Source organism: Acinetobacter sp. Li1LvA2, from assembly GCF_056156705.1.
Map to the genome: position 1 here is coordinate 74,546 of NZ_JBSICF010000004.1, position 12,338 is coordinate 86,883.

The following is a 12,338-nucleotide window of genomic DNA, read 5'->3' on the forward strand; positions in this document are numbered from 1 at the left end:
CTTATGCCAGTTTCTTTTCTTCAATAAACTGAACATCGGCAATTTGTGCATCCCAGAACTCATTCCATAACGCACAATATTCAATACATAGCTTCGTTAAGCCTTCATAATCATCTTTAGTAATTGCTTGCGCTAAAGTGAACCAAAGATCATCTTGATGGTCATCATCAGCAGCTTCAGATGTCTCATCAGTAGATACACCATGCACATGGTAATACCCACCACCTTCAACATCAATATTCACAAATTTGGTCGCTTGACGTAATGGAGGACTAAAAAGAATAACCTCTTCCTCTGCAACAGCTAGTAACGCGACTACATTGATATAACTATCATAAGAAGATTCTAAAAATGATCTAACCTGATCTGAAATTTTTGATGGCTTAAAGTTACGACGATCAAGCTCTGTTAAACCATAATCATTAAGTAAATCTTCATATAACGGATAATGAGCATATTCAGGATTCCCCAAATAATAATTATCTTTACCTAAACCAGGACGAAAACCAAACTCATCAAGTATATTTAAACTTAATAATACTCTTGGAAACATTTTAGCTCCTGAATGGAGTTTAGGTTCCAGTTGTTTTGTCAGAAACTGAGCCTTTAATAAAGCATCTGTAAAAATTTGTACAATTGCATGACGATATTCTAAATGAATATGGGTCAAACTCTTCTTATCGAGATATCCGTTATTTAATACTTCAATTGCAGGATGTCTTGAAACTGGTAATTTTGCAATTTTACTTCTTAACTCTTTAAGAAATTGTAAATTCTCTTCCCACTGTTTTGCAGGAATGCTATTTCTCATCCCTTGCAATGCTTTTTGTCTTGGATTATTAAAGTCTTCAAATTTTTTTGACATAATCATTCTCAGTAAAAAGTTTTTCTTATAGTTAAGTTATAGGGCCTTATTTTTATTCCAATTTTGCATTCAATTGCTAAAATAAATTCCACAAACCAAAACTTAACAATTTTATATTATGTTTATTAACTCAACAAATCAACGAATTAATTAATAATATTTAAAAAAAGTAAATTACTGCCAATTAGAAGTAATTTTTATTATTTTCAATAACAAATCAACCTATTGAATAAATATAATTTTTTAAATATCATAAAATAAGATTTATTTAAGCTTTCATACTTTACAATAGCAAAGTTAATCAAAAATATTTTATGACGAGAAAACCGATGTCAAAAAGAGAAACAATTATAACAACAGCCACTACCCTCTTTAACCAAAAAAGCTATACCTCTATTGGGGTTGATCGTATTATTGCTGAAGCAAACGTGGCAAAAATGACTTTTTATAAATATTTTTCTTCTAAAGAAGCCTTAATTGAAGAATGTCTTCATCGAAGAAATTTAGAAGTCCAAACTTCTTTATTTGATAAAGTTAATGATATTGATGATCCATTAATTAAACTTAAAAGTATTTTCAACTGGTATGTCGACTGGATCAATACAGATGATTTTAATGGCTGCTTATTTAAGAAAGCGACGATTGAAGTCATGCAATTGTATCCATCTATTAAATATCAAATTAATAAATATCGAGATTGGATTTACAAATTAGTTTTTTCAACCTTTTCAGAACTAGAAGTTGAGAATAAACAAATCCTTACAGGACTCTTTCTTAATATTGTCGATGGCATCATTATTGATGGCACTATAAATAAATCAAAAATCAACTCAGAGAAAACATGGTCTTATATAAATAAAATCATTAATTTTGAGAAGGTTCGAGAGTGTGCAACTATTTAATATATAAATTAATTAACTTTTTATAATTTAACAAAAATAAACAACAATCTTAATTTTGGTGGAGCATAAACTCCTACTCCACCAAGTTAATACCAATTCACTCATTTTCTACAATCCTATAAATTTAATGATCTTATTTTTAAAACAAGCATTTCACTTCAACCTTAATCAACAACCTCTCTTTTAAGTCTAATTACTTTATAAACTTAATAAAATCAATAAGAAAATTTTATAATCCTTTTTAGCTCGAGCTATCTATTCATTAAAGTAATTATTAAGTAATGATATATATTTTATTTAAATATACTAATAAATTATTATATCCAAAGTATTTTATTCTCTATAATAAATGAAAAGTTAACACATCCATTTCAAATATTTTATATAAGTTATTAAAATTATTATATAAATTTCACTAACAAACACTTCCAATAGCACACTATAACTTGCTGGGCTTTGGGCTAAAGCTTTTTCAATTTCAAAAATTATTAACTATGCAATCCCATCTAAATGAACATGTAACAAGATACTCTCTGTTAAACTATATATTTATGCTTAACCTTTTCTTTGCAACTGAATAGGCACGTATTCTCTTTAAGCGTATCATTTTTAAAGATTAGACCTAGGTTGATCAGCCACTTTTTAGTAGGAAAGTTTGAAAAATTAACAAAATAAATTAAAGAAAATTAATATATAAAAGGTTAAACGAAATTAGCCCCTTGAGACTCAATGAGTTGATCAACCTGAACAGGCATTCCCAATAGATAACCCTGAAATTGCTGACATCCTAAACGGGTCAAAATCTCAACCTGCTGCTGGGTTTCCACTCCTTCTGCCGTTACTGTTAAACCTAGCTTTTTAGCTAAATGAATAATACTTTCCAGGATAACTTCTTCTTTTGAACCTGGTTTTAAATCAACAATAAAGCCACGGTCAATTTTCAATTCGTCTACAGGCAAATCTTTTAAATATAAGAAGCTCGAATGCCCTGTTCCAAAATCATCAATAGCAACACGAATTCCCATATCACGTAACCGCTCACAGGCTCGGATACTCAAGTCAATATGACGCATTGCCGTAGATTCTGTAATTTCAACAATTAAGTGATGAGGTTGAATTTGATATTTTTTTAACAATGCTTCGAGCGTACTAAATAACTTTTTATTTTCAAACTGTAATGCCGATAGGTTCACTGCAACTGGATAAAACGGTGTATTACTGCGTTCCCACGCTTGAATTTGTAGGCAAGCTTGCTCCAGTGCCCAATACCCCATTGGAATGATTAACCCCGTTTTTTCCGCACCTTCAATGAACATATGCGGAGTAAGTATTCCTAAGGCTGGGTGATTCCAGCGGATTAAGGCTTCAACTCCACAGACTTCAAGATTCGTATTAAATTTTGGTTGGTAATATAAAATGAACTGTTTTTCTTCTACGGCTTTATAAAGATCATTGATCAGTTTTGACTGACTTCTTGTTTCTTGCTGATGGGTTGAGTAACTAAAGATTGTATATGTATTCCGACCTTGTTCTTTAGACATGAGCATGGCGGCATCCGCATTCATGAGTAAGTCCTGAACATTTTGTCCATGCTCGGGAAAGAGTGCCACGCCCAAACTTGCAGAAATATTAATTTCTTTGCCAGAGATTTGATAGCTTTCCTGAATCAGCTGTAAAACCTTCTCAGCCAAAATCACAGCTTCATCTGCATTTGTATTTTCTGCAATAAGCAAAAATTCATCGCCACCGATTCTAAGCAATTTACATTTTTCATTGAGTTGCCAATGTAAACGGTTTGCCATCTGAATAAGTAATTGATCACCCACATGATGCCCAAACGCATCATTCACCGATTTAAAACGGTCTAAATCGATATATAAAAAAGCAATTTTCTGATCTTTATATCGATGATCTGAGAGCAATACCTCTGCATAATCAACCAAATAAAGACGATTAGGTAGTTTGGTTAAATTATCCAGTATAGATAAGTTAGCTAATTCTTTATTCGCCTTACGTAACTCTAAATTTTGTTGGGTGAGCCGTTGCTCTAACATCGCGACAATAAAACTTGCTACGAGTACCAGACACGTGACCAAAATAATCGTAAATAATAATAAGTCATGTTCTGCCTGATATTGGCTAATAAATTTATCAGTGATATTCGTCGCAATGAGCGCCGTATAGTGCATTCCCATAATACTTAAGGTCATCATAACCGAAAATACGATTTTTAAAGTTAGGCGGTAACGTTCATTATCTTTTAATTTATAAGCTAATAAAAATGCCAGCCCTGAGCCACTCATCGCAATTAATATAGAAAATAATAGCAAGAAAGAGGTGTAATCTTTTTTATAGATATTAATACTCCAGCCCAACATACTTATGTAATATGAAGCTGAAATTCCAATTCCCATAATAATAGAACTTAAAATGAGCCGGAATAAAGGGAGCGTAAAACGCGAAGTCAACCACAAGGCAATGCACGATAGCAAAGCACTAATGGCAAATGAAACAGTAATCAAAGGAATATTTGAGTTAACTGTTTCAGACAGATGATAAGCTTGTATACCAATAATATGAACAATACTAATTGCTGATGCGAGCAATAAGCCATTGATAAATAGAATTAAGGACTCAAATTTTTTATAGACTTGCTTGAATATTAATTGCTCCATGGAAATCACAAGATAGCAAATGAAGCCAGCTGCAAAAAAAGAGCCGACGATCAATGTGCTATCGTAATCAACATGACCCATAGTGGACTTCCATGATTATTCAATACTTTTTTTTATTTTGTTCAACTCATTGCCCAAAATACAATTAAAAATTAAACATGTTAAAAAAATTTTAGTAAATTTGACGTTTTTAGTCAGTTATAAACAATAACATTATCTATATTTTGGTCAAGTATTTTTTACTTTATAAATCAATAGAGTAACTAAAAATTAAGCAGCCAATTATATGAAAAATATAGAATTTCTTTAATCTGGTCAAGTTGACCTAATCGCACTTTTTCACATTCAAATAAAAACAGTATAAAAAAGAACCCTGCTTAGTAGCAGGGTTCTTTTGAAGCTTTAGAAAAAGAAAATTAGTTCTTTTCTTTGTCTACGATTTTGTTCGCTTGAATCCAAGGCATCATCGCACGTAACTTATTACCAGTTACTTCAATACCATGTGCAGCATTTTGACGACGACGAGCAGTCATAGATGGGTAGTTTAATGCACCCTCTTGAATGAACATCTTCGCGTATTCACCAGATTGAATACGTTTCAACGCATTACGCATAGCTTCACGAGACTGTTCGTTAATTACTTCAGTACCAGTTACATATTCACCATACTCAGCATTGTTAGATACTGAGTAGTTCATGTCAGCGATACCGCCTTCAAACATCAAGTCAACAATCAATTTAAGTTCGTGTAAACATTCGAAGTAAGCCATTTCTGGAGCATAACCAGCTTCAACTAAAGTTTCGAAGCCCATTTTCACGAGTTCAACTGCACCACCACAAAGAACTGCTTGCTCACCGAATAAGTCAGTTTCAGTTTCTTCACGGAATGAAGTTTCGATAATACCAGTACGGCCGCCACCTACGCCTGAAGCATAAGAAAGAGCAACGTTACGTGCATTACCAGAAGCATCTTGGTGAATTGCGATTAGGTCAGGAACACCTGAACCACGTTGGTATTCAGAACGAACTGTGTGACCAGGTGCTTTAGGAGCCACCATGATTACATCTAAATCTTTACGTGGAACAACTTGGTTATAAAGAATTGAGAAACCATGAGCAAATGCAAGAGTTGCACCTTCTTTGATGTTCGGCTCAATCACGTCACGGTAAAGTTGTGATTGGAATTCATCTGGAGTCAAAATCATTACGAGGTCAGCTTGCTTAACAGCAGCAGGCACTTCTGCAACTTTAAGACCAGCGTTTTCAGCTTTCTTCCAAGAAGCTGAACCAGCACGTAAACCTACAGTTACGTCTACGCCAGAGTCTTTAAGGTTAAGTGCATGAGCATGACCTTGAGAACCGTAACCAACAATCGCTACTTTCTTGCCTTGGATGATTGATAAGTCACAGTCTTTATCGTAAAAAATTTGCATTTGTGTTCTCCGCTAAAATACTTTTTAAAAAATTAAATGGCTAATACTTTTTCGCCACGGGCGATACCAGATACACCTGAACGAACGACTTCTAGAATAGTGTTTTCTGCAAGCGCATCGATAAAACCATCTAATTTTTCAGTTGTCCCTGCTATTTGAATGGTATAGGTAGTTGGTGTCACGTCGACAATTTGCGCACGGAAAATATCCGCTGTTCGCTTAATTTCAGCACGTGAAGCACCCAACGCTTTTACTTTAATCAACATCAGTTCACGCTCAATGTGTGAACCTTCTGATAAATCTACTACTTTTACAACTTCAACAAGCTTGTTGAGCTGCTTTGTAATCTGTTCAATCTTATGATCATCACCATAAGTGGTTAACGTCAAACGCGATAAAGTTGGGTCTTCGGTCGGGGCTACATTCAACGTCTCAATGTTATAGTTACGTTGACTGAATAAACCTACCAAACGAGAAAGCGCACCAGCTTCGTTTTCAACGAGTACAGAAATAATATGTCTCATTATGTACGCTCTCCTTTCCCTAACCACATATCCTTCATTGACTGACCTGCGATCAGCATTGGATAAACATGTTCTGTACGATCAACCATGACATTAATGAATACACATTTATCATTAATCGCCATTGCTTCAGCAAGCTTTGACTCTAGTTCATCAGCATGATCAATCTGAATACCCACATGACCATAAGCTTCCATCAATTTGCCAAAATCAGGTAATGATTCAACGTATGAGCTTGAATGACGACCTTCATAGTTCATATCTTGCCATTGTTTAACCATACCTAAAGCACGGTTATTCAAGCACAAGATCTTCACATTCATACCGTATTGCTTACAAGTTGAAAGCTCTTGAATACACATCTGAATTGAAGCTTCACCGGTAATACAAACTACCTGTTGATCTGGGAAAGCTAACTTAGCTGCCATTGCATAAGGTAAACCTACGCCCATGGTGCCTAATCCGCCTGAGTTAATCCATTGACGTGGACGTTTGTACTTGTAATACAACGCGCCAAACATTTGGTGTTGACCCACATCCGAAGTAATAATGGCATCGCCATTAGTCGCTTTATATAAAGCTTCAACAACTTGCTGTGGCTTCATCGTGCCATCAGCAGGTGTTTCATACTTCAAGCCATGAACTTTACGCCATTCATTAATTTGATCCCACCATGCAGCAATTGCTTCTGGGTTAGGCTTAGACACATTCAATTGTTTCAATTGCGTCAACATTTCCTGAAGTACAGGCTCAACCGCCCCTACAATCGGAATGTGCGCCATGATCGTTTTTGAAATGCTCGCCGGATCAATATCAACATGAATAACTTTTGCATTCACACAGAATTTTGCAGGGTTATTGGTTACTCGGTCATCAAAGCGCGCACCAATTGCAAGAATGACGTCAGCATTATGCATCGCCATATTTGCTTCATAAGTACCGTGCATTCCCAACATGCCCACGAACTGTGGATCATTACCAGGGAAACCACCAAGACCCATAAGTGTATTTGTCACTGGATAGCCCAACAAATGAGCCAACTCAGTCAATAATGCTGATGCATTACCTTGAACAACACCACCACCTGTATAAATTACAGGGCGTTTTGCACTTAAAAGCTCATCAATCGCTTTACGAATTTGACCAGAATGACCACGTGAAGGTGGCTGATAAGAACGCATCTTCACTTTTTCAGGATATTCGTATGCAAATTTTTCTGCAGGATTTGTCGCATCTTTAGGAATATCGACTACAACAGGGCCAGGGCGACCACTTGAAGCGATATAAAATGCTTTTTTGATAATTGCAGGAATTTCGCTTGCGTGACGAACTTGGAAGCTATGTTTCACGATCGGACGTGAAATACCCACCATGTCAGTTTCTTGGAAAGCGTCTTCACCAATAAGATGTGATGCAACCTGGCCAGACAAAATCACCATTGGGATTGAGTCCATATAAGCTGTTGCAATTGGAGTCACAGTATTAGTTGCGCCAGGTCCAGAAGTGACCAGTACTACGCCAGTCTTACCTGTAGCACGCGAGTAAGCATCTGCCATATGACCAGCAGCTTGTTCATGACGTACGAGGTAATGATTAATTTTGTCTTGTTGAAATAGCGCATCATAAATATGTAATACAGCGCCGCCTGGATAACCAAAAACATGTTCAACGCCTTCGTCCGCAAGAGCACGAACGAGCATTTCACCACCAGATAAAAGTTCCAACGTGATTCACCCTAAAATCTTTATCACTATTTATGGAAGGCACAAATAGTGTTTCATTCATTGAATTGTCTGCACTGTTATAGCACACATATTGTCTAGTTTTCGTTGCAATAGAAAAATTTCTGTTTTTCAGCCGTATAAGCTTTTTTAACATTAATAAAGCATGTCTGGATATACATACTTTAAGTAAAATCAATCTCTCGGCTAGAGAGAATGTCTATTACAAAACATGACGGTTATTCGAAGGGTGATCAAATAATCGCATATAAAACTAAAGGAAGCATTTTTGTTGTTTAATTCACTAAAGTCAAGATTAAAGAAAAGGTTTTTCCATAAAAAGTTTTAGCTGCTTCTTTTTTAATCTAAATTTAAATCTTAAATTTGGTAGTTCTACCCTCTATTTATTAAAAATAATTATTCTTTTTATATAAAACCATGCATTGTAAATTGCTTATTTATGAACTTTATTTAAATATAGCCAGCTTTCTTTGGGGAATATTTGATATGAATTTATCTTATTTAAAAACAAGCTTATATACAGCTGTTGCAACAGCGATTTTAGTTTACTCAAGCCAAAGTCAGGCACAGCAATATTACAAATGGATGGATAAAAATGGCTCCACCCACTACACCACGACTCCACCACCTAAGAGTGCAAAACATTTGAACAAAGTTTCAACTTACGGCAGCCAATCATCCGTAAAAAATTCGACACCTTCCCCAGAACAACAATCTCAAGATAAAACAGATAAAGTAGTGCAAGAGGCAACTAACGTCGCACAGGAAAAAAATGCACCCGCAGTAGCTGTTCCACCTGCGGTACCTACCCCACCCACTACAACAGCACGATAAGTAAAATGAGAGTGGTGAATATTTTCATCACTCCTCTATTATTTAAAATAAAGAAGAATAGATTGAGAAATGTTTATTGCTCATATTAAAAGATAAAATCCTGATCTAAAAACTGACATTTCCTGTTATTTTGCGCTATGCTGTGCAGCAATCTTTCATTTCAATTTTCGTTGTATAGCTTACGTCTATGACTATTTCTCACATTGACCCCGAATATCAAGCAAACACGATTGAACCATCAGTTCAACAAGATTGGGAAAATCGTAAAGTCTTTAAAGTTGCCGACACTGTCGAAGGTAAACATCGCTACATCCTGTCAATGTTTCCTTACCCAAGCGGCAAGCTGCATATGGGGCATGTGCGTAACTATACAATTGGCGATGTAATTAGCCGTTTTTACCGTTTAAAAGGTGAAACTGTATTACAACCTATGGGTTGGGATGCATTCGGTTTACCTGCTGAAAATGCAGCAATTGCCCATAAAGTTGCTCCAGCAAAATGGACATTTGAAAACATCGCTTACATGCGTGACCAATTAAAAAAATTAGGCCTGTCTGTAGACTGGGATCGCGAATTCGCGACTTGTACACCAGAGTATTATCACTGGGAACAATGGTTATTTGTTCAGCTTTATAAAAAAGGTCTAATCTACCGTAAACTTTCAACAGTAAACTGGGATCCAGTTGACCAAACAGTTTTAGCAAACGAGCAAGTTGAAAATGGTCGTGGCTGGCGCTCAGGTGCATTGGTTGAAAAACGTGATATTCCAATGTACTACTTCCGTATTACGGACTATGCACAAGAATTATTAGACGATCTTGACACTTTACAAGACGGCTGGCCTCAACAAGTGTTGACCATGCAACGTAACTGGATTGGTCGCTCTACAGGCATGGAAATTACTTTCCCTTCAGCCAATACTGAAATCTATGCTGATGGCTTAACTGTTTATACAACACGTGCCGACACGCTAATGGGTGTGACATATGTGGCTGTTGCAGCAGAACACCCTCTCGCGCTTAAAGCTGCTGAAAACAACCCAGAATTGGCTGCATTCATTGAAGAGTGCCGCATGGGTTCAGTTGCAGAAGCGGACTTGGCAACAGCCGAGAAAAAAGGCATGGCAACAGGCTTGTTTGTAAAACATCCTGTAACTGGTGAAGAGCTTCCTGTCTGGATCGCAAACTACGTATTAATGTCTTATGGTTCTGGCGCAGTAATGGCTGTACCAGCGCATGACGAACGTGATTTTGAATTTGCTAACAAGTTTAACTTGTCAATTAAGCAAGTAATCGATGCGAAAGGCGCTGACGATGCAGATTACTCTGCAACTGAGTGGCAAGAATGGTACGGTTCTAAAGAGGGTAAACTTGTTAACTCTGGTGAGTTTGACGGTTTAGAATTCCAAGCTGCGTTTGACGCATTCCTTGCAAAATTAGAACCACAAGCTTTAGCAAACTCTAAAGTTCAATTCCGTTTACGTGACTGGGGTGTTTCTCGTCAACGTTACTGGGGTTGTCCAATTCCAATGATTAACTGTGATACTTGTGGTCAAGTCACAGTTCCAGAAGACCAGCTTCCAGTTGTATTACCAACAGACGTTGTTCCAGATGGTTCAGGTAACCCGCTTAACAAAATGCCTGAATTCTATGAAACTAAATGTCCTTGTTGTGGTGGCGATGCTCGTCGTGAAACAGATACTTTAGATACCTTCGTAGAGTCATCTTGGTACTATGCACGCTATGCATCTCCAGACTTTACTGGTGGTATGGTTAAACCTGAAGCAGCTCAAAACTGGCTTCCTGTAAACCAATACATTGGTGGTGTTGAACACGCGATTCTTCACTTACTTTATGCACGTTTCTTCCACAAATTAATGCGTGATGAAGGCGTTGTACAAGGTAATGAGCCATTTACCAACTTGCTAACTCAAGGCATGGTACTTGCAGATACGTTCTATCGTGAAGCAGAAAATGGCAAGAAAACTTGGTTCAACCCAGCTGATATTGAATTAGAACGCGATGAGAAAGGTCGTATTCTTTCTGCAAAATATTCAGGTGATGGCCAAGAAGTTGTGATCGGCGGACAAGAAAAAATGTCTAAGTCGAAAAATAACGGTATTGACCCACAAGCGATTATTGATCAATACGGTGCAGATACAGCTCGTGTATTCATGATGTTTGCTGCTCCACCAGATCAATCTTTAGAATGGTCTGATGCAGGTGTTGAAGGTGCAAATCGTTTCTTGAAACGTGTATGGCGCCTTGTAGCTGGCTTCCTTGAAAAAGGCAACTCAGCTTCTACAATCGATACAGCTAATTTATCTAAAGACGCTCAAGACTTACGTCGTAAAACACACGAAACGATTCAAAAAGTAAGTGATGATATTGAACGTCGTCATGCATTCAATACTGCGATTGCTGCTTTAATGGAGTTGTTAAATGCAAGCAACAAGTTTGAAGCAAAAGATGACAATGACATTGCTGTAGAACGTGAAGCAATCACAACACTATTAACTTTACTTGAACCGTTTGCACCGCATTTAAGCCAAACTTTATTGGCTCAATTTGGTACAGATGTTACGGCGGCAACATTCCCTGAAGTTGATGCTTCTGCGTTAACACGCAATACACAAACGATTGTTGTACAGGTTAATGGTAAACTTCGCGGTAAACTTGAAGTTTCTGTTGATATTTCTAAGGAAGATCTATTAGCTCAAGCTAAAGCTCTACCAGAAGTTCAACAATTCTTAACCGGACCAACAAAAAAAGAAATTGTGGTTCCAAATAAATTAGTTAACCTCGTGGTTTAATTAAAGTTATTAATGAGAGGATCAAGCATGCACTTAGCCAAACGTTTAGCCGCTGTTGTTTTAACCTTAGGCCTTAGTGCAGGCTTAGTCGGGTGTGGATTTCATTTAAAAGGAACCAACCCGACTGCGACTCCGCTTGTTTATAAAAAGTTAAGCCTTGAGTTACCAGCTAAAACTGATGATTTGGAAACGCAGTTAAAAGTTTATTTAGCCGCAAATGGTGTTCAACTCAGCAATGATAATGATGCCTACGTACTTCGTGTTTTAGAGTACACACCACGTCGTCAGCTTTTAAATGGAAAACTAACTGAAGTATTATTACGTTTGACCGTAACCTTCCAGATTGAAGACCGTCAAGGTAATAAAATTACTGAGCCACGCTCATTAACTGCATCTCGTAGTTATCAATATGACTTGGCAACAGTCAACACTGAAAATCAGCAAGAAAGTTACTTACAACGTATTGTAATTGATGATATTGCACAGCAAATTACTCGTCAGATTTCAGCAAATCGCTTACCAAAAGCTCAGCCTTAATCTGTATTTTTACT

General features: G+C 36.7%; 9 protein-coding genes. 4 read left to right on the forward strand and 5 right to left on the reverse strand.

Annotation, left to right across the window (positions count from 1 at the left end; translation table 11 throughout):
- Position 1 precedes the first annotated feature (1 nt).
- Complete coding sequence (locus ACS604_RS09895) at positions 2-865, reverse strand: hypothetical protein (protein WP_144734197.1); 864 nt, start codon at positions 863-865, stop codon at positions 2-4.
- Positions 866-1,194: 329 nt separating this feature from the next.
- Here ACS604_RS09895 and ACS604_RS09900 point away from each other — a divergent pair, with 329 nt between their 5' ends.
- Positions 1,195-1,767, forward strand: coding sequence for a TetR/AcrR family transcriptional regulator (locus ACS604_RS09900; RefSeq protein WP_013198955.1), 573 nt, complete (start codon positions 1,195-1,197; stop codon positions 1,765-1,767).
- Positions 1,768-2,468: 701 nt separating this feature from the next.
- On the opposite strand, the gene ACS604_RS09905 is transcribed toward ACS604_RS09900, so the two are convergent.
- From ACS604_RS09905 to ACS604_RS09920, 4 genes are all read right to left on the reverse strand, one after another.
- Complete coding sequence (locus tag ACS604_RS09905; protein WP_443271180.1) at positions 2,469-4,523, reverse strand: bifunctional diguanylate cyclase/phosphodiesterase; 2,055 nt, start codon at positions 4,521-4,523, stop codon at positions 2,469-2,471.
- Between the two features lie 335 nt (positions 4,524-4,858).
- Positions 4,859-5,875, reverse strand: coding sequence for a ketol-acid reductoisomerase (gene ilvC / locus ACS604_RS09910; protein ID WP_004794656.1), 1,017 nt, complete (start codon positions 5,873-5,875; stop codon positions 4,859-4,861).
- Between the two features lie 32 nt (positions 5,876-5,907).
- The gene (gene ilvN, locus ACS604_RS09915; protein WP_001215920.1) at positions 5,908-6,399 is read right to left on the reverse strand and encodes an acetolactate synthase small subunit; all 492 of its coding nucleotides are present in this window, start codon (positions 6,397-6,399) and stop codon (positions 5,908-5,910) included.
- Positions 6,399-8,123 carry an acetolactate synthase 3 large subunit gene (locus ACS604_RS09920; RefSeq protein ID WP_004794658.1) on the reverse strand — a complete coding sequence of 575 codons (1,725 nt, stop codon included), beginning with the start codon at positions 8,121-8,123 and terminating at the stop codon, positions 6,399-6,401. Before ACS604_RS09920 ends, ilvN begins: the two co-directional genes overlap by 1 nt.
- A 504-nt stretch (positions 8,124-8,627) precedes the next feature.
- Between ACS604_RS09920 and ACS604_RS09925 the strand changes: the two genes are divergently transcribed.
- The 3 genes from ACS604_RS09925 (at position 8,628) to ACS604_RS09935 (ending at position 12,324) form a co-directional block, all read left to right on the forward strand.
- Positions 8,628-8,975, forward strand: a complete 348-nt coding sequence (locus ACS604_RS09925) for a DUF4124 domain-containing protein (protein ID WP_353155635.1) — start codon at positions 8,628-8,630, stop codon at positions 8,973-8,975.
- Positions 8,976-9,162: 187 nt separating this feature from the next.
- On the forward strand, positions 9,163-11,787 hold the full coding sequence (gene leuS, locus ACS604_RS09930; RefSeq protein ID WP_151826851.1) for a leucine--tRNA ligase: 2,625 nt from the start codon (positions 9,163-9,165) through the stop codon (positions 11,785-11,787).
- Between the two features lie 27 nt (positions 11,788-11,814).
- The gene (locus ACS604_RS09935; protein ID WP_004794663.1) at positions 11,815-12,324 is read left to right on the forward strand and encodes an LPS-assembly lipoprotein LptE; all 510 of its coding nucleotides are present in this window, start codon (positions 11,815-11,817) and stop codon (positions 12,322-12,324) included.
- Positions 12,325-12,338 lie beyond the last annotated feature (14 nt).

Coding starts and splice junctions, on each gene's coding strand:
- ACS604_RS09895 (WP_144734197.1), bottom strand. CDS start 865: ATGTCAAAAAAATTTGAAGACTTTAATAATCCAAGACAAAAAGCATTG.
- ACS604_RS09900 (WP_013198955.1), top strand. CDS start 1,195: ATGTCAAAAAGAGAAACAATTATAACAACAGCCACTACCCTCTTTAAC.
- ACS604_RS09905 (WP_443271180.1), bottom strand. CDS start 4,523: ATGGGTCATGTTGATTACGATAGCACATTGATCGTCGGCTCTTTTTTT.
- ilvC (WP_004794656.1), bottom strand. CDS start 5,875: ATGCAAATTTTTTACGATAAAGACTGTGACTTATCAATCATCCAAGGC.
- ilvN (WP_001215920.1), bottom strand. CDS start 6,399: ATGAGACATATTATTTCTGTACTCGTTGAAAACGAAGCTGGTGCGCTT.
- ACS604_RS09925 (WP_353155635.1), top strand. CDS start 8,628: ATGAATTTATCTTATTTAAAAACAAGCTTATATACAGCTGTTGCAACA.
- leuS (WP_151826851.1), top strand. CDS start 9,163: ATGACTATTTCTCACATTGACCCCGAATATCAAGCAAACACGATTGAA.
- ACS604_RS09935 (WP_004794663.1), top strand. CDS start 11,815: ATGCACTTAGCCAAACGTTTAGCCGCTGTTGTTTTAACCTTAGGCCTT.